20 protein-coding genes are annotated in these 17,833 nt (G+C 51.7%); 14 read left to right on the forward strand and 6 right to left on the reverse strand.

Going from position 1 to position 17,833, the window contains the following annotated elements; all coding sequences use genetic code 11:
- Positions 1-12 precede the first annotated feature (12 nt).
- The 4 genes from Q4E40_RS00690 (at position 13) to Q4E40_RS00705 (ending at position 2,719) form a co-directional block, all read left to right on the forward strand.
- Positions 13-585: a YceI family protein gene (locus tag Q4E40_RS00690; protein ID WP_303409468.1), complete on the forward strand. Its 573-nt coding sequence runs from the start codon at positions 13-15 to the stop codon at positions 583-585.
- Between the two features lie 20 nt (positions 586-605).
- The gene (locus tag Q4E40_RS00695; RefSeq protein ID WP_303409469.1) at positions 606-1,058 is read left to right on the forward strand and encodes a DoxX family protein; all 453 of its coding nucleotides are present in this window, start codon (positions 606-608) and stop codon (positions 1,056-1,058) included.
- Between the two features lie 115 nt (positions 1,059-1,173).
- Positions 1,174-2,007, forward strand: coding sequence for a 4,5-DOPA-extradiol-dioxygenase (ygiD, locus tag Q4E40_RS00700; protein ID WP_303409470.1), 834 nt, complete (start codon positions 1,174-1,176; stop codon positions 2,005-2,007).
- A gap of 40 nt (positions 2,008-2,047) precedes the next feature.
- Complete coding sequence (locus Q4E40_RS00705) at positions 2,048-2,719, forward strand: alpha/beta hydrolase (protein WP_303409471.1); 672 nt, start codon at positions 2,048-2,050, stop codon at positions 2,717-2,719.
- 60 nt (positions 2,720-2,779) lie between these two features.
- Here Q4E40_RS00705 and Q4E40_RS00710 read toward each other — a convergent pair whose 3' ends face one another.
- Positions 2,780-3,643, reverse strand: a complete 864-nt coding sequence (locus Q4E40_RS00710; protein WP_303409472.1) for an SDR family oxidoreductase — start codon at positions 3,641-3,643, stop codon at positions 2,780-2,782.
- Between the two features lie 391 nt (positions 3,644-4,034).
- Here Q4E40_RS00710 and Q4E40_RS00715 point away from each other — a divergent pair, with 391 nt between their 5' ends.
- Positions 4,035-4,343 carry a phosphoribosylpyrophosphate synthetase gene (locus tag Q4E40_RS00715; protein ID WP_303409473.1) on the forward strand — a complete coding sequence of 103 codons (309 nt, stop codon included), beginning with the start codon at positions 4,035-4,037 and terminating at the stop codon, positions 4,341-4,343.
- Positions 4,344-4,371: 28 nt separating this feature from the next.
- Here the strand turns inward: Q4E40_RS00715 and Q4E40_RS00720 are convergent, their stop codons facing one another.
- The gene (locus Q4E40_RS00720) at positions 4,372-4,548 is read right to left on the reverse strand and encodes a hypothetical protein (RefSeq protein ID WP_303409474.1); all 177 of its coding nucleotides are present in this window, start codon (positions 4,546-4,548) and stop codon (positions 4,372-4,374) included.
- Here Q4E40_RS00720 and Q4E40_RS00725 point away from each other — a divergent pair.
- The 3 genes from Q4E40_RS00725 to Q4E40_RS00735 all read left to right on the forward strand — a co-directional run bounded on the left by Q4E40_RS00725 (position 4,547) and on the right by Q4E40_RS00735 (position 5,788).
- Positions 4,547-5,047 (forward strand): DUF421 domain-containing protein, encoded by a 501-nt coding sequence (locus tag Q4E40_RS00725; protein ID WP_303409475.1) that lies wholly within the window; start codon positions 4,547-4,549, stop codon positions 5,045-5,047. The two genes, Q4E40_RS00720 and Q4E40_RS00725, sit on opposite strands and share 2 nt — an antisense overlap.
- A 100-nt stretch (positions 5,048-5,147) precedes the next feature.
- Complete coding sequence (locus Q4E40_RS00730; RefSeq protein WP_303409476.1) at positions 5,148-5,444, forward strand: hypothetical protein; 297 nt, start codon at positions 5,148-5,150, stop codon at positions 5,442-5,444.
- Complete coding sequence (locus Q4E40_RS00735) at positions 5,417-5,788, forward strand: hypothetical protein (RefSeq protein ID WP_303409477.1); 372 nt, start codon at positions 5,417-5,419, stop codon at positions 5,786-5,788. Before Q4E40_RS00730 ends, Q4E40_RS00735 begins: the two co-directional genes overlap by 28 nt.
- Before the next feature lie 53 nt (positions 5,789-5,841).
- On the opposite strand, the gene Q4E40_RS00740 is transcribed toward Q4E40_RS00735, so the two are convergent.
- Entirely contained in the window at positions 5,842-7,143 is a 1,302-nt protein-coding gene (locus tag Q4E40_RS00740; protein WP_303409478.1) for a DUF5690 family protein, read from the reverse strand.
- A gap of 453 nt (positions 7,144-7,596) precedes the next feature.
- Here Q4E40_RS00740 and Q4E40_RS00745 point away from each other — a divergent pair, with 453 nt between their 5' ends.
- The 6 genes from Q4E40_RS00745 to Q4E40_RS00770 all read left to right on the forward strand — a co-directional run bounded on the left by Q4E40_RS00745 (position 7,597) and on the right by Q4E40_RS00770 (position 11,600).
- Positions 7,597-8,163, forward strand: coding sequence for a helix-turn-helix domain-containing protein (locus Q4E40_RS00745; protein ID WP_303409479.1), 567 nt, complete (start codon positions 7,597-7,599; stop codon positions 8,161-8,163).
- Between the two features lie 285 nt (positions 8,164-8,448).
- Positions 8,449-9,912, forward strand: coding sequence for a circadian clock protein KaiC (gene kaiC, locus Q4E40_RS00750; protein ID WP_303409480.1), 1,464 nt, complete (start codon positions 8,449-8,451; stop codon positions 9,910-9,912).
- A 69-nt stretch (positions 9,913-9,981) separates the two neighbouring features.
- Positions 9,982-10,257 carry a circadian clock KaiB family protein gene (locus tag Q4E40_RS00755; protein ID WP_303409481.1) on the forward strand — a complete coding sequence of 92 codons (276 nt, stop codon included), beginning with the start codon at positions 9,982-9,984 and terminating at the stop codon, positions 10,255-10,257.
- 234 nt (positions 10,258-10,491) lie between these two features.
- Positions 10,492-10,683, forward strand: coding sequence for a cold-shock protein (locus tag Q4E40_RS00760; RefSeq protein WP_303409482.1), 192 nt, complete (start codon positions 10,492-10,494; stop codon positions 10,681-10,683).
- A 112-nt stretch (positions 10,684-10,795) separates the two neighbouring features.
- Positions 10,796-11,026 carry a hypothetical protein gene (locus Q4E40_RS00765; RefSeq protein WP_303409483.1) on the forward strand — a complete coding sequence of 77 codons (231 nt, stop codon included), beginning with the start codon at positions 10,796-10,798 and terminating at the stop codon, positions 11,024-11,026.
- 103 nt (positions 11,027-11,129) lie between these two features.
- A complete protein-coding gene (locus tag Q4E40_RS00770; RefSeq protein ID WP_303409484.1) occupies positions 11,130-11,600 on the forward strand; it encodes a hypothetical protein in 471 nt (156 codons plus the stop codon).
- A gap of 426 nt (positions 11,601-12,026) precedes the next feature.
- Here Q4E40_RS00770 and Q4E40_RS00775 read toward each other — a convergent pair whose 3' ends face one another.
- Genes Q4E40_RS00775 through Q4E40_RS00785 form a run of 3 tightly spaced genes read right to left on the reverse strand, consistent with a single transcriptional unit; the run spans position 12,027 to position 17,757 of the window.
- A complete protein-coding gene (locus Q4E40_RS00775; RefSeq protein WP_303409486.1) occupies positions 12,027-15,221 on the reverse strand; it encodes an efflux RND transporter permease subunit in 3,195 nt (1,064 codons plus the stop codon).
- Between the two features lie 36 nt (positions 15,222-15,257).
- Positions 15,258-16,403, reverse strand: coding sequence for an efflux RND transporter periplasmic adaptor subunit (locus Q4E40_RS00780; RefSeq protein WP_303409487.1), 1,146 nt, complete (start codon positions 16,401-16,403; stop codon positions 15,258-15,260).
- A 19-nt stretch (positions 16,404-16,422) separates the two neighbouring features.
- On the reverse strand, positions 16,423-17,757 hold the full coding sequence (locus Q4E40_RS00785; RefSeq protein WP_303409488.1) for a TolC family protein: 1,335 nt from the start codon (positions 17,755-17,757) through the stop codon (positions 16,423-16,425).
- Positions 17,758-17,833: the final 76 nt, after the last annotated feature.

Consider the following 17,833-nt stretch of genomic DNA (forward strand, 5'->3'; position numbering starts at 1 on the left):
ATCACAAATCTCATGAAAAGAGTATCCTTAATTTTATTCGCATTCCTGTCGCTGACGGCTTTTACAACCCTGAACACCGTTTGGACAAACGATGACGCGCACTCGCAGCTTGGCTTTACAGTAAAACACCTGGGCATAGCCGATATATCAGGCCACTTCGATGACTTCGATGTAAAGATCACATCCACGAAGCCGGATTTCAGTGACGCAGTCGTAGAAATGACCGCCAAAACAGCTTCTATCGATACGAGAGTCGACGACAGAGACACACACCTGAAGAGCCCGGACTTTTTCAACGTGGAGAAGTACCCAACCATGAACTTCAAAAGCACTTCTGTTAAGAAAGCGGGCAAAGACAGCTACAAGCTGACTGGCAACCTGACCCTGAACGGCGTGACCAAGCCCGTAACTATGGACATGAAGTACAACGGCACAGTAGAGAACGCCATGAACAAGAAGCAGACCGCAGGTTTCCAGGTAACGGGTACCATCAAACGTTCCGACTTTAACTTAGGCAGCGGCTTCCCAGCCCCTATGATCGGCGACGAAGTGCGCATCAAGGCGGACGGTGAGTTTATCCAGTAATATCTAACCAGGAATCAGCCATGAAAAAGCTATTAAACGTGTCCCAGAGCGCCAACAGCATTGACGTTGCGCTTCTGATCACCCGGGTAGGCGTAGCAGCCCTGATGCTTGTGCACGGCTGGCCAAAGCTGGAAATGCTTTTCTCGGACGGTCCGGTTCAGTTTCCGGCCGTCCTGGGTCTTAGCGCAACAACGGCGCTTGCCCTGGCAGTATTCTCCGAAGTGCTTTGCTCCCTGCTGATTCTGGTAGGGCTGGGCACCAGGCTGGCAGCCATTCCGTTGATCATCACCATGCTGGTAGCAGTGTTTGTGGTACATGGGGCAGACCCCTTTGCCAAGCAGGAACTGGGGCTCCTATACCTGATGCCTTATACCGTGTTACTACTGACTGGCAGCGGCAGGTACTCGCTGGATTATCTGCTCCTGCGGACGGTACTAAAACCAACTTATGTCAGAACGCTTTCTGTACAGTAAGCCAACCTTAAATGCGTGCTCTCGGGATGAAAATTCCTGGGAGCACCTTTAAATTACTCAAGCTGCCATGCAACGAAAACACTTTATTAAAACACTTTTAACAGGAGTAGCAGGTATGACGACATTATCCGCTTTCAATAAATTCACAGATAACCTGGGTGAGCAGGAGCAGCTGATGCCGGTCCTCTTTATGGGCCACGGCTCCCCCATGAACGGTATCCTGGACAACGAATTCAGCCAGAAATGGGCGCAGCTGGCCAAAGATATGCCTACGCCCAAAGCGGTGCTGGTAATATCAGCCCATTGGCTGAGCAAAGGCACCCGCATCACGGCCATGGACTTCCCAAAAACCATCCACGACTTCGGCGGCTTCCCGCAGGAGCTGTTCAATGTGCAGTACAATGCACCGGGCAGCCCGGAACTGGCGAAGGAAACGGCTTCCATCATCAAATCCACCGCTGTGGAAATGGACCACGACTGGGGACTCGACCACGGCGCCTGGACCGTTATCCGGCACATGTACCCCGAGGCCAACATACCGGTGCTGCAGCTCAGCATCGACTACACCAAAGGGCCGCAGTACCATTATGAATTGTCCAAAGAGCTGGCTGCCCTTCGCAAAAAAGGCGTCCTCATCATGGGCAGTGGCAACATGGTGCATAACCTGCGCATGGTGGCCTGGGATAGACTAAACGAAGCAGAGTACGGCTTTGACTGGGCGGTGCAGATGAACACCACTTTCAAAGACCTCATCCGCAACGGGGAGCACGACAAACTGATCAAGTACGAGCAGCTGGGCCGCGAAGCCATGCTCGCTATACCTACCCCCGAGCACTACTGGCCTTTGCTGTATACCCTGGGCTTGAAAGGCAGCAAGGATGACATCTCCTTCTTTAACGACAAAGTGGTGGGCGGCTCCCTGACCATGACCTCGGTGCTGATCGGGTAATACCACATCATGCTCCCTTTAATACTTAAACGACGTAACTATGTCCCTTACAGAAATGATGAAAAAAAGCCTTGAAAACGACTTAGTGCTACAATACCTGGTGCGGCCAGCAAGCAGTGCCTCCAGCCACCCCAAAGCTGTGATGCTGTTGCATGGCGTCGGCAGCAATGAGCAGGATCTGTTCCAGCTGGCCTCTCACTTTCCGGAAGATTTCACGGTGATTTCACCGCGTGGTCCGGTTGTGCTGGGAGATGGGCGCTTTGCCTGGTACGAAGTAGATTTTTCTACCGGAAAGCCGAGTATAAATGCTGGCCAGGAAGCGAAAAGCAGGCAGGACATTCAGCAGTTTATCAGCCAGGTGAAAGAAAAGTATAACCTGAGCGAGGTATACCTGGGCGGCTTTAGCCAGGGCGCTATCATGAGTTTCAGCATTGGGCTGACGCACCCGGAGCTGGTGACAGGTATACTGGCTTTCAGCGGAAGGATACTGCAGGAGATTAGGCCCCAGGTGCAACGCAATTCAGCTTTGCAGCAGCTGAAGGTCTTTATCTCGCATGGCACGCAGGATAGCACGCTACCCGTGCATTATGCCCGTGAAGCGAAGGAGTATCTGCAGGAAGCAGGCGTACGGCTAACCTACCACGAACAAGACATGGGTCACCAGATCAGCGGTGAGGCGATAACAAAAGTAATAAGCTGGCTACAGGTATAGCCAGCTTATCAGATAAATTCCCGTATTGCGCCCGATTCTTTTTAGTACAGTTGCGCAAGCTTATCCTGCTTTCTGTGCCTGCTTCAAGGCATCTTCCACTGCAACGGAAAGCGGTGTGGTAGGCCGTCCGATCAGTTTGGAAAGCTGCCGGCTATCATCGAACAGATCTCCTTTCGACACGGACACATCCCAGCCTGCGATTGCCTTTGCCATTTCCTCAGGTATACCGAAGCTGGCAAGCGCGGCCGCATAATCAGACTCAGGCAAATTCTTGTAAGGGATTTCCCGACCCGCCTGGCGGGATAGCTCCGCAGCGAACTCGCTGAGGGTGAACGCTTCGTCACCGGCCAGTTCATATACCCTGCCTTCATGTCCTTCGCTGGTCAGGACGGCAACCGCCGCCTCGGCATAATCTTCGCGCGTGGCTCCCGAGATCCTGCCCTCTCCTGTACTGCCAATAAAAGCCCCGCCGGCCAGGGCGCCCGGAATAGAGCCCGTATAGTTTTCGGTGTACCAGCCATTGCGCAGCAGGGTATGCGGAATACCGGAATCCTTCAGGGCCGTTTCTGTTGCCTGGTGTTCCGTTGCCAGACTTACGGATGTGTTGTCGGCATGCAGCAGGCTGGTGTAGACGATTCGCTGTACGCCATTTTGCTTCGCCGCATCAATGATGTGCTTATGTTGCGAGGCACGCTTCCCTACTTCACTTCCTGATATGAGCAGCAGGGTATCTATACCTTCCAGGGCACGATTGAGTGTGTCGGGCTTGTCATAATCAGCTTCACGGGCTTCTATACCCAGGTTGGCCGCCTTTTGAGGCGAGCGTACGAGCGCCACCAGGTCATTGGCGGCGGCTTTTTCTTTCATTTTTGCTACGACGAGGCGTCCAAGGTGCCCGGTAGCTCCGGTTATTCCTATTTTCATCCTGATTGTTTTATTAGTGTGACTACTGGTTTGTACGCTGAATCTATAAAATCAGGAAGCGCCCTTCTTTAAATTTTAGCTGCTTTCTGCACAGCTGCGCTTTACAATCATTCCCAAAAGGGAAAAATCGTCTCTAAATGCAAAAGCCGTCTGTTAACCGTAGTATAAATATTCTAACATAGGAACTATAACCTGGATAGGTCGTTAATCGGGAAGTCAGATCAAGAGCCGGTATAAGTCCGAAGGTTGAAATCGGGAATCCCGATTATGCGAGGCTGCCGAAGAATTAAGGGCATTTGTCGTTAGCTGCTATACCTGAAAAAGGCTTAGCTGATTCCTCCACAAACCCGGTTCGAAAAAAGTATCAAGACAAAAAATAAAGCTAAAGAATATGAAAACGCAAAGATATAGTACGATGGTTGAAACCCTTAACAAGCTGCGCGAGCGAGGTTATACAGTAGACTTTAACTTAAAGTCCACCTGCCTGGAATGCCCCCAGCTACACATGGAGTTAAAACCTGAGGAATTTGAGATTGATGAGGTGCATCGGTTTGAAGGTGCCAGCAATCCGGATGATAATTCGGTCGTGTATGCCGTTACTTCCGATAAAGGGGTGAAGGGAGTGCTGGTTGATGCCTATGGCGTATATGCCGAAGCCGTAACTCCCGACATGGCGCTCAAACTAAGGAGAGTGCACTAAATATCCCTGTCATACTGCGTCGCCACCCCTACCCCACCGTGCTAAGGTATAGGTATAGCTCGCCGCCGGTTGTGTAGCGGTATCCGGTTGCCTCTTCCGGCGTATATAGGGCTTTGCTGCCCGGCCTCCGCCAGATGCGGTGAAGCGGCGCGCTGCTTAGAGGCGCCTGTGGCAAGGGCGCAATACCGATGCAATTAACATACATGGAGCTACTGCAAATTAACCTGTCTGAACTCTTCCACACGGAAACCCCTATACTGGAGCTTGTGCTGCGGGCCGCGATTCTATACCTGGGTATTTTGTTGCTGCTGCGCCTCGTGCCTCGCAGAACGGGCGGAGAAATGGCCACCATGGACCTGCTCTTCGTCGTTCTCATCGCGGAGGCCGCGACGCACTCGCTCGGAGGCTACTCATCCATCACCGAAGGCTTCATTGTTATCCTGACACTGATGGTCCTGAACTATAGCATCAACTTCCTAAGCTATTACTCCCCCCTTGTCGAAAAGCTCGTATCCTCACCGCCGCTGCTCGTGGTAAAGGACGGCAAACTGCTGCGCCGAAACATGCGCCGCGAGTTTCTGACAGAAGAGGAATTGATGGAGCACCTTCGTAGGGAAGGTATAGAAGACGTAATGGACGTCAAGGCTGCGCATGTCGAAGCGGATGGACACATCAGCTTTATCAGAGGCAAAAGAAGCAGCTAAAATGAGTACCTTTGCATAGCTCAGTTGAGCGAAATAAAATTTGAACCCTGTTATACCCACTTCAGTCTGACCTGAGGTGAAATACTATACCTGAATACCTATGAGCGCTAGCAGAAAATGTCCGAACTGCGGTAAGTGGTCCCGCTGGACCCAGAACCCTGCTGACCGATGCGAGCATTGCAACAGCGTATTGGACCCTGTCGCCATTGCCCGTGAGCAGGCCCGTGAGGAACGCCGGGAAGAGGAAAAAAAGCGTCTTTCAATCAACTTCATTGAAATTAACCCGGATGATGCCTGGTATACCCAGTTTTTCAAGCGGATCGGCCTGGGCTTTCAGATCGCCTTTGTGTCCATCATTTCCTTCTTCCTGTGGCTGATCGCCTTGCTGGCCGGCTAAACTGGGCCACCCTCCGCCCCCTTTTCTGGCTAATGGCGGCGGTATACCTGGGGCACTTGGGATGGCGCTGGCTCGAACTGCCGAGGCCCTGGTGGGTGCAGCATTATTTAGATGACCTGCTTTGCCTGCCGCTGGTGCTCACCCTGACCTTGTTTGTGCTGCGCTTTTTCTACGGCCCCCGGCAGCGCCTCTCCCGGTACCAGGTGGCTTTTGCGGTGATCTACTTCGCGCTGGCCTTTGAAGTATTCTTCCCCAAGTTTATGCCCCGCTATACCTCAGACTGGGTAGATGCCGCGCTTTATGCGGTCGGCGGCGTCATATTCTGCCGGTTTCTGAACAAGTGAGAACAACAATCCTGTACTGACTTTCTAAAGAAACAAGGCAGGAAAAACACTTCTTATACCTGCATCGATTTGGCAGTGCTCGCCTCTTTGGTCCGCAGCTTTTCATACTTCCTCCCAAAATAGACCATCGAAAAAGCGGTCAGCAGAATGCCGATGGCGGAGAGCCCGATCACGCTGTTGGAAAAGAAGGTGACCCAGTTCAGCTGCACCTGAAAGATCTCTTTGCTGAACAAAACCCCCACGCTGCCCACATACCCGAACGAATCCGCCAGGTAGATCAGAAAGCCGACGTTTCCGGTATACTTGAAGGTAGAGATCAGCCGGTCGAAGAAGACGGCATTGAAAGGAATGTACACCATGTAGAGGCCCAGTCCTACCAGCATCATCCACCAGACAGGGTCCATGGATTGGGCGGCGAAAAGCGCGGTTGAAATACCGGCGATAGTAAAGCCAATCAGAATGAAGACATGGGCCGTCTGCAGCGCCTTGTAATTGTTTTTGATGAGCACCATGCTGCCGATCAGAACCAGGATGATCAGGGTGATGGGAGTCTCTGTTTGCGAGAAGATGGCAGGCTGATCGAAGTAGCCCAGTTCCTTCCACATTTCTGCCCCAAAGTTATCGCGTATGTCCCGGAAGATGGTGGCAAAGCAGTAGATGAGCACGCAGGCTACAATGCCGGCTAGGAACTCCTTTACAAAGCGCTTCCGATCGTCTTCGGTCATAGGGGCGCGTTCTGTCCGCAGCCGGATGTCCTCTTCGCTGGGTGGCGGGATCTTCTCCATCAGGAAAACAAAAAGCAATAGCGGAAGGGCAAAGACCAGACCTGTGTAAAAGGGCACCCAAAACTCCGAAACACCGAACTGCACCATCAGCCAGGCACCCACGGATTTAACGAACCCGGAGGCAAAGATGAAGCTTACCGCCAGCGTGGCCCCGATAAAATCGGTGCTTCGCCTGCCCTCGACGTAAGAGAAAACGACGCCCCAGAGCATACCGAGCGGAAACCCGTTGATGAACAGGAAAGCGATGTTGTAAGGGGGTGGCACCAGGGCAAAAAACAGCCAGCTGAGCCAGGCTATACCTGTCAGGAGCAGGATAACGCCTCCCCTGCCTGTTCGTTTGAGCTCCGAGATGTACTTGATGCCGTAGAATTTGGCCAGCATATAACCCAGTACCTGGCTGATGACCAGGATCGTTTTGTAGCTGTACCCGGCTATTTCAATTCCGTCGAACGTGGCCACCGTGAAAGACTTCCGGAAGCCGAAGATCATGGTATAGGCGAAGAACACCACCACAGCAGCGTAAAGGCCAACTTTAAGCTGACTGCTATTTTTGTTTATCATCGTTGCCATACCTTGTACATCATTTCCAGTATAGTGATTTTACTTTTCGCATTGGGAATGTAGCAATTAGCAGTGGATTTACTAAATGAGTGGTCAGAAATGTTTTTATTTTCTCATGATCAGGCATTCGCCTGGCGTTTGTGGCTTCCGGCCTAATACTTAAATCCTGCGTATAGCGGAACCGCAGGTATGCACCAGTACTTTAGGCTGATGTATACCTGCATCCCGGGAAATTATAGAATTTTGGGACCCTGATAAATTCTGATTTTAAAATATACTTTCGGGATTTATGAATTAATATGTTAGATTTAACGTAATACATATATACTATCAGAACCTGTTTTGCATCTTCTTGTAAAATCCTGATCTCATTGCTCATCACTCGCTCCAGGTTCTAAGCACTTTCCCAGCAGCAGCGCCGTACCATACTCCCGGATTTGAGTATGCACCAAACCCCAGTAAATGAAGTTATACATTAAATACATGGTCAGCAGCCGCTGCAAAGCGCTGGTGCAGGAAGAGCTGAAAAATCTCGGATTACAGTCAGAATACGTGGTGGTTGACCTTGGCATCGTTGAAATACACAAAGACATCACCGACATTCAGCTGAACCAACTGAAAGAGAACCTGAGCAAGTCCGGACTGGAGTTGCTCGACGATAGCAAAAGTCAACTGATCGACAAGATAAAGACACTGATCACCGACATGATCCACGCGTCGGAAGAACAGCCGAAAGTGAATTACTCGGTTTACATCAGCGAGAAACTGGGTTACAACTATAACTACCTGGCCAACATTTTCTCAGAGGTCAAGGGCATCACCATCCAGCAGTTCATCATCATCCATAAAATAGAGAAAGCAAAGGAACTGCTGTTTTATGATGAGCTCTCCCTTACCGAAATTGCCCATCGTCTGCATTACAGCAGTGTGGCCCACCTCTCCAGCCAGTTCAAAAAGGTGACCGGCCTCTCTCCTACGTTTTATAAGAAAATAAAAGACAAGCGGGAGGGTGTGCTCGAAAACCTGTAAAATTTGATACATACTTGTAGAAGTATGTAAAGTATTCCTCTTCCATTCCTCGCACCTTTGTGCAGCCCTTTATGCGCTGTTTCAGACTGCATGGTGCATGCACTTATGTTTGAATTTTCCAGGCCAGTATCCTAACATAAGGTGTTGCGATGCCAGGCAGAAATAAATTCACAGACACTTACTTTAACACTCCATTAAGCACATTTTAGACTACCTGTCATGGTAACACCTCGACCTGTAAGTTCAAACACATACCTCCACTTCCCACACCGCATACGTTTGCCTATGAACCTTCAAAAACTAGAAACCGGAAACGCATCCTTCGATCATATATCCCACGGCGGTTTGCCACTAGGCCGCACCACGCTTGTGGCGGGTAGTTCTGGTAGCGCAAAAACACTGTTTGCGGCACAATTCCTGGCACTGGGCATACAGTTGTTCAACCAGTCGGGTGTGTTTGTCACCTTCGAAGAGCAGGTAGATGACATCCGGAAGCACCTGCGAAGTTTTCAGTGGGACATTGATACCTGGGAGAACGAAGGAAAATGGGTATTTGTGGATGCCGCTCCGAAAGAAGAGATCATAATTGCTGTTGGAGACTTTGACCTGAGCGCCTTCAGAATCAGGCTGGAAAGAGCCGTGATGAAGTGCAGAGCGCAACGCGTTGTCATTGATTCTATTGGCAGCATCTTCACGCAGTTCCATGAAGAGACACACGCCATCCGGCGGGAGTTGATACAGGTAGCACTCACATTGTCGCGCTTGGGTGCCACGTCCATCATCACGGCTGAGCGCCTGGAAGAGTATGGGAATATCACCCGTTTCGGAGTAGAGGAATTCCTGACGGACAATGTGGTGATACTTCGCAATGTGCTGCACAACGAGAAGCGCAGGCGGACCATCGAGATTCTGAAATTCAGAGGCAGCGACCATGAAAAAGGAGAAAATCCTTTTACCATAAACCCGGACAAGGCGATCGTTATAATCCCCTTGTCAGCTATGAACCTGAAGCATGTCTCTTCAAATGAAAGAGTTACTTCCGGTATACCTGTACTGGACGAAATGATAGACGGTGGGTTTTACAAAGGCTCCATCAACCTCGTTTCCGGAGCAATAGGGGCTGGCAAAACATTGTTGGTGGCCAACTTTATAAACGGTATCCGCGAGAAAAAGGAGCGCTGCCTGCTCATGGCCTTTGAAGAAAGCACCGAACAGCTATACCGCAACGCGTCTGGCTGGGGCATTGATTTTAAGCAGTTGGAAGATGAAGGACTGCTGAAAGTTATCAGCGTCTATCCTGAGATTTCCTCCCTGGAAGACCATTTCATCAACATACAGGAAGTCGTTAAAACCTTTAAACCTCACAGAATCGCGATTGACAGCCTATCAGCTCTATCACGCGCATCTTCTGACAAAGGTTTTCGGGAGTTCATCATCGCCTTTACGTCCTACCTCAAGCACCAGGAAATTACAGCCCTGTTTACGTCCAATACGCCCTTGCTCGCAGGCGGCACGTCTGACACGGAGGGTAACATCTCTCCCATCACGGACACTATTATCCTGCTACGCTATGTGGAGATGTCGGGTGAGATGCAACGAAGCATTGCCGTGCTGAAGATGCGCGGATCCAAACATGACTCTGCTATCCGCAAATTCACGATCTCAGGTGAGGGGGCTCACATAGGAAAGCATTTCGAAGGCATCAGCGGTATTCTGACAGGTAACCCTATGCTTATCAAGCTTGAGTAATTTTTGACGACAGTACACCAACAGAAGCCGGTCGACTCCGGAGCTTTCAGCCAAATTAAAAAAACGAGCATGCATGTATTTCAGCTCTTTATTAATGGACACAGCCTTAACTCCATCGAGGCTGTGGACACACTTCTTAAAATTTGCAGGGAGAACTTAAATGGTAACTATCAGCTTGAAATAATCGATATTCAGAAAGACCCTGATAAGGCGGAGGAGGCGGGCATTATTGCCATACCTACCCTCATCAGAATGGAGCCGGCACCGGTCAATCGCATCATAGGAGCTTTGAATGTCCGAAGTCGCGTATTAGCCGGATTAGGTATTTCGAGTATGCACAAATAGGGCAAACGTATGGGCAATGAAAAAACCTCATCCAGATAATTCGCCCATTCTTTGCCTGAGGAAGATCGGCACCTTGCCTATATGTATGAAGTGTAGTTCTACCGAAGCGTTGAATTAATTGCAAAGAGATGAGACCAAGGCAAGGTTTTGTAATTTATTTATCGTATATTGTAAAAAATAATGAGCAATTGTGCCTGCTGATAACCAGTACGCACATCATAACAAAACACAAGAATGAATAAAGGAACAGTAAAATTCTTTAATGACTCGAAAGGGTTCGGTTTCATTAAAGAAGCAAATTCAGATCAGGAATACTTTGTACACGTTTCTGGCCTTACAGACGAAATCAGAGAAAGTGATGAAGTGACTTTTGACCTGCAGGAAGGACGAAAAGGATTGAACGCGGTTAACGTAAAGCGCGCTTAGTTCTAAGCCATATGCACAGGAAAGCCTTGCCTCCGGCAAGGCTTTTTTATTGCTACCGGGGCCTCCATTGATTTGCGGCCCTTTTAATAAATGTAAACTTAATACGCTGAAGATGAACAGAAAATATCTAGTAGACACCGAAACACACGAGTACCTGTGCATAGCCCTGAAAAAAGGAATGGAATGGGTGCCTAACAACCAGGACTTTCTTCCTGACTTTATGAGCACGCGCACGCCGGTAACGGAAAGCGGCTCCGTTTTACTGTCAGGTGAATTCAATGACAATGCTTTTTTTGAAAAGTGGATACGAAACGGCACGAACATTTTGTTCAAGTACAAATAGCAGTTTCTCTCAAGACAAAAGTGCTGCTCGGGTGGGTATAAATTCGTAATTTTGATTGGCTGCTTAAGCCAACAAAAGTCAAACCATCAGAAAAAATTCCCCCTTGCACACTCCTGAAAAAAATCAGATCAGAGCCCTTGCGCTTTACCAGATCATTGGCGGCATACTAGGTATAGCCCTCACCGTTTGGGTCATGTTCAGCGGCGAAATGGTTATAGACCAGACGGCTCTGCGCATCGGCCTGTTCGCCGGCGGACTTTATATCTTCTCCATCCTTTGCGGGCGCATGCTGTTCCGCAATCTCCGCCGCGGCCTTGTGCTCTCCATCATCAACCAGGTGCTGCAGGTCGTGTACTTCTCATTTGGAGCCTACGGCTTTCAGTATGTGGCGGGTTTGCGCATCGGGGTGGGCGTGGATATGGTGGAAGGCTGGATCTTTAAATTCAGGCTAGCGCTCTCCTCCTTCCACTTCAGCATCGGAACCGACCTCGGCCAGAAATTCATTGGCATCAACCTCGTCGCACTTTTCCTGATATTCTGGATCGAACGGCTGCTGGAGAAGGCTCCCAGATAGCATACCTGAAAAAAGACGCAACCCTTTCTGACATCCTCTTTAAAATCTTAAGAGAACTACTGGGTTCCTCCCCTGTGCTATCAACTTTAGATCGATTTTGTCACTCCGACCCGGGGTTAGGGGCCCGCTTTTTGGGAGAAATCTTAAAGACTGGCCATGCTCTAAAATAATCCAGTTTTCTCATTACACGTAAAGCGCTAGAGTTGCCAGTATTGGCCCTTAACCCAGAGGTCAGGCCTACACGACTCGCTACCAAGATCCTTCCAGGATGACAAATAACAAAACGGAAATGGCTCCGTGCTAAGCTGTTCCAGGTATAGGTATAGCAACGTTCCGTAACCTGAAGCAAAACAAAAAGCCCCGACCATATGGCTGGGGCTTTTCGTTTATACCAGGATCAAAAATCTTGGTGTCTTGGGTCTAAAACTATGGGTTCACATAAGCAGGATCACCGCCTTCTTCATCGGGCAGGTTATCGCCTTTGGCGCGCAGTTCGGCCAGGCCTTTTTTACCGTAGGCGAGTCGGGTAATCACCACGTACAGTACCGGCACCACGAAGATGGCCAGGAAGGTAGCAGCCAGCATACCGCCAATCACCACCCAACCAATGGTCTGGCGCGATACGGCACCTGCTCCGGAAGACAACGCTAGTGGAACCACACCTAAAATGAAGGCCAGCGAGGTCATGATGATCGGGCGAAGACGCAGCTTCACCGCTTCGATCGTTGCTGCGATCAGTTCCATGCCCCGGTCCACCCGTTCTTTGGCAAACTCCACAATCAGAATGGCATTTTTGGCAGCCAGACCGATCAGCGTGATCATACCCACCTGGGCATACACGTTGTTGTCCAGCTTAGGCAGCAGTGTGAGGGCAAGTATGGCCCCGAACATACCCAGCGGAATGGCAAACAAGATGGAGAACGGCACCGACCAGCTCTCGTACAAGGCTGCCAGTAACAGGAGTACCAAGATGATCGAGAGCGAGAAAATGTAGATCGTACTGCCGCCTGCCGCAATCTCTTCACGGCTCAGGCCGGAGAATTCGTAGCCATACCCGGCAGGTAACACCTCGGCCGCCACTTCCTCCAGGGCCTGTATGGCCTGACCCGAGCTATAACCCGGCGCTGCACTGCCGTTAATGTCTACGGAGCGGAATAGGTTAAAGTGCGAAATCACAGGGGCGTTCTCCACTATCCGGGTCGTTACCAAAGCACTGAGCGGAACGGATTCTCCCTGTCGGTTCATCACATAGAACTGCTTCAGGCTTTCGATGTCCATACGGTAGGCGGTATCGGCCTGCGCCACCACCCTGAAGTTACGGCCGTAGCGTGTGAAGTCGTTCACGTAGCGGCTGCCCATGTAAGTAGACATGGTGGCATACACATCGGCTATGTTCACGCCCAGGCGCTTGGCCTTCTCGCGGTCCACATCCACGTGGTAACCCGGTGTTTTGGCCGTGAAGAAGCTATAGGCCATGGCAATTTCAGGACGCTGGTTGGCTGCCCCAAGGAACTGCCCCATTACCTGCTCCAGCTGTTTCACATCGCCGGCCCTGCGTTGCTGCAACACAAACGTAAAACCACCCGAAGCGCCCAGACCAGGTATAGCCGGCGGCGCCACCACCAGAATATTGGCTTCTTTTATACCTGACAGCTTTTGCTGCAGCGTAGCCATGACACCCTGCAGGTGCTCCGATTCATCCTGACGTTCATCCCAGGGCTGCAACTGCACGAAGAAAGTACCACTGTTCGATTTGAACGAGAAGTTGATCGCGTTGAGGCCGGCAACCGAGGTATAGTTACGAATAGCCGGAATGGTGGCCATCTGCTCGGCTACCTGATTCAGAACAGCGGACGTACGGCTGGTAGAGGCTCCCTCAGGCAATTCTATTGACACAAACATGCGGCCCTCGTCTTCGGTAGGTATAAAGCCGGTCGGTTTGTTCACAAACAGGCCGAAAGTGCCCACATAGAGGCAAGCCAGCAGTATGAGTACCAGCGGTGTCGCTTTGATGCTCTTGCGCACGCCCACAGAGTAAGATTCCGTTGTGCGGGCAAACCAGTTGTTAAACTTATAGAAGAACTTGTTGATGCCGCGTGAATTTTTATCCACGTTCATCGGCTTCAGCATCAGCGCGCACAGCGCCGGTGTCAGGGTAAGGGCCACAAACGCGGAGATCAGTACTGAAATGGCAATCGTGATCGCAAACTGCTGATATAGACGGCCTACGATGCCTGGTATAAAGCCCACCGGTATAAACACGGCTGCCAATATGAGCGCAATGGCAATAACCGGTGCCGTAATCTCTTTCATGGCCTTCCGGGTGGCATCTTTAGCCGAAAGCCCCTCATGGTCTATGTTATGCTGCACCGCTTCCACCACCACAATGGCGTCATCCACCACAATACCGATCGAGAGCACGAAACCAAAGAGCGTCAGCGTATTGATCGTAAAGTCTAGCGGAATGAAGAAGATGAAGGTACCGATGATGGACACAGGTATAGCCAGGATCGGAATGAGCGTAGCGCGCCAGCTCTGCAAGAACAGGAACACCACAATGATCACCAGGATAAGCGCTTCTATCAGCGTCAGCACCACCTCGTTGATCGACACCTGCACCACCGACACCGTCTCAAACGAAACGATGTAATCCACGTCGGCCGGGAAAGTCTCCTTCAGGTCGTCCAGTGCGGCGTAAATACCCTCGGCTGTATCGAGCGCGTTACTGCCCGGCGCCTGGTAGATCAGCATCATGGTGGCCGGGTTGCCGTTTATCTTGGATTCACGGCCATAGTCGAAGCGGCCGAATTCGATACGCGCCACATCGCGCATGTACACGATCGAGCCATCGGCAGGGTTGGTGCGCACAATGATGTTGCCGAACTCTTCCTGCGTCTGCAAACGTCCTGTTACCGTGATCGGGTACTGAAATGCCTGCGAACTGTACTGCGGTGAGTTACCCACCGAACCGGCCGCCACCTGCAGGTTTTGCTCCTGAATGGCCGCCGTCACTTCGCTCGCCCCGATGTTGTACTGCGCCAGTTTGTCCGGCTGCAGCCAGATGCGCATACTGAAGTCCTGGCCAATCGAGAAAATATCCCCCACCCCGCTTACACGCATCAAGGCATCTTTGATGTAGATGTTGGTGTAGTTGTCGAGGAACTGGATATCGTGGGTGCGCTTCGGCGAATAGATACCGATCACCATCATGATACTCGGGTTACGCTTACGCACGGTCACGCCCAGTCGGCGCACTTCTTCCGGCAGGGTCGGCTCTGCAATACTGGCGCGGTTCTGCACATCCAGTGTGGCAATGTCAATGTCAGTCCCGATCTCGAAGGTAACCGACATGTTCATCTGGCCGGTACCGGTACTCGTGGACGAAATATAGGCCATACCCGGCGAACCGTTGATCTGTGTTTCGATTGGTGTGGCAACCGCCTGTTCTACCGTGAGCGCGTCCGAACCCGTGTAGTTAGCCGATACCGAAACCGATGGCGGCGAAATATCCGGGTACTGTGTTACGGGCAAATTCAACATAGCCAGCACACCCACCAGTACGATCACGATCGAGATCACCATGGCGGTAACGGGCCTTCTTATAAATACGTCTGAAATCATAATGTCTGCTTAATCCTCTGAAAGACCTGTTTCCAATTATCTTGCGGCTCCTGCCTGCGGCTTGCCCTGTTCAGGTCCGCCCAGCTGCACTTTGGCTCCCTGGCGCAGGCGCTGTATACCTTCGGTTACGATCTGCTGTCCTTCTTTCAGGCCTTCGCGCACTACAATGCTGCCGCCCACACGTGAGCCCAACTGCACGTTCTGCTGCACCACGGAATCGCCCTGCACCACATACACGTAGTACTCACCCAGCTGCTCTGTCACCGCCTTGGACGGGATCACGATCTGATCGCCCAGGTCCTGGTTCAGCACGTCCAGGCTCACGGTCATACCTGGTATCAGTCTTTCGTCCGGGTTCGGGAACTGCACGCGCACCGTCGTGGTGCCTGAGCGGCGGCCAATAGCCCTGTCGATGGCGACCAGCTTGCCATTGTGCTTGTACTGCTCGCCGTTATTGAAGCGGATGGTGAAAAGGGAGTCGGGCTGTTTGCCCTGCTGCAGGTTGTTGAATCGGCCGAGCTCACCTTCATTGATCACAATGTCAACAGCGATCGGGTCGGAAGAGGAAATGGTGTTCAGCAAAGGTTGCCCCGGCGATACCTGTGCCCCTACCCTTACCTGCGAGATGCCAATGGTTCCGCTGAAGGGCGCATTGATCACCGAGTAGCTTAGGTCGGTAGAAGCGCTGCTTACCTGCGCCTGCGCTGCTGCCACCTGGGCGCGGGCGGTCTGTACTTCGGTACGGGCGTAATCCACCTGCTGGCGGGCAATGGCGTCACGCTCGGCCAGGCGCTCGTAGCGCTCTAGGTCCTTCTCGGCACGGGCCAGGTTGGCCTTGGCGCTCTGCAGACTGGCGCGTGCCTGCTGTATACCTGCCTGGTATTTGTTCTGGTCTATCTCATAGAGCTTCTGCCCCTTCTTGACACGCTGCCCGTCCTGTACAAAAATGTTGGTGATGTAGCCCGATACCTGCGGACGCAACTCTACTTCCTGCAGCGGCACTACCGTGGCTGGGTAGGTGTCGCGGCCGGTTACGCTTTGCTGCTTAACCTGAATCGTGTTTACCGGAACGGCCATGGCCATCGGGTTCATCTGCTGCTGTGCGGCATCGTCACCGCCACAAGACATAAGCAAAGTTGGGCTGATGATGGCTGCAAACAGCCAGGTGTACTTATTCTTCATTGTCCTGATTCTCTGTTTTTTATCGGTTGATGTCTATGTTTCCAAGGGCTCGCTGCAGGTCTAGTTTGCTGGAGAGCACGCTGTAAAGGGCATTGTAGTAGTTGAGTTGGGTGGTGCGCAACTCGGTCTCGGCCACGATCAGGTCCACGTAGGCCTTCACGCCCTCATCGTACTGCAGCTTGATGATCTCGTACACCTCTTCGGCCATCACCAGGTTCTGCTGCACCGTGCGCCACTCTGTGTAATCGCCTTTGTAGTTGGCCAGCGCTGTCTGGTACTCCGTGTTGATGGCCCTGCGCGCGTCTTCGAGCTGCACATCCAGGCGGTCTTCCTGCAACTGCGCGATCTTCAGGTTCTGCAGTCTTCGCGTCCCCTGGAAAATGGGGAGAGAAGCCTGTATACCTACCGACGAGTTCGGGAAATGCTGGTTGTACAGGTTGCCAAAATCGTTGTTGAAGTAGAGGAGGTTGTAGTTGGCAAAAGCGGAAACAGTCGGCAGGAAACTCCAGCGGTTGTAGGCCGTGTTCAGCTTGAGCAGGTCGCGCTGCGTCTGCAGCTGTTGCAGCTCTATCCTCCTGTCAAAAGTGAGCAATTCGGTAGTATCCACCTGTACTTCCTGCTCCATCCGGCCGTAATTGTAGGTCAGGTTCAGCTCCTGCTCCACCGGGTATCCCATCAGCTGCTTCAGGTAGGCCAGGCTGGCTTTAATGCTCTCCTGCACCCGCTTGCGGTCCGACCGGATGTTGGCCAGCGTGATGGCGGCACGCTGGTAATCGGTCTTGTCCACGATGCCTACCTCGTAGCGACTGCGGGCATCGTTGTACTGCTTTTCCTGGCGGGATATGTTCTGGTCCAGGATGCGCAGCTGCTCCTTGGTGAGCAGTACATTGTAGTAGGCCTTGCTCACCTCCACCACCGTGTTGATGCGGGTATCAGTCACCTGCTGGTCCAGCAACAGTTTTCTGGAGTTGGATGCCTTGGTGGCTAGAAACAGGTTATTGTCGAAAATGTTCTGGGTGGCCTGCAGCGCTATGTTGGAGTTGTACTTCTGTCCGAAGGTGATGATCTCGCCTCCGATCGGCTGCTGCGGCCGCTTGATATTGTAGGTACCCCCGAAATTGGCACTGATTTGCGGAAACCATCCCGACAGGCTGGCCCTGATCTCCTTGTTGCCGATCTGTTCGTCGATCAGCGCCTGTTCCATGGCCGCCGTGTTCTCCAGCGCGTAATTCACGACCTGCTCCAGCGTCAGGCTGTCAGTCGGTGCCACGCCTTTGTTATCCTGCGCGAACAGGGTGCCGGGCACCAGCAGGGAGGCAATCAGCAAGTGTTTAAAATATAGCTTTAATTTCATGTATGCGTTTGGTGTTCAGCTTATTGGTTGAGTATTAAACGTGAAGATGCAGCAACCGATGGTGCTGCTACAGCTT

The sequence above is a fragment of the Pontibacter coccineus genome, assembly GCF_030546575.1.
Lineage (GTDB): Bacteria > Bacteroidota > Bacteroidia > Cytophagales > Hymenobacteraceae > Pontibacter > Pontibacter coccineus.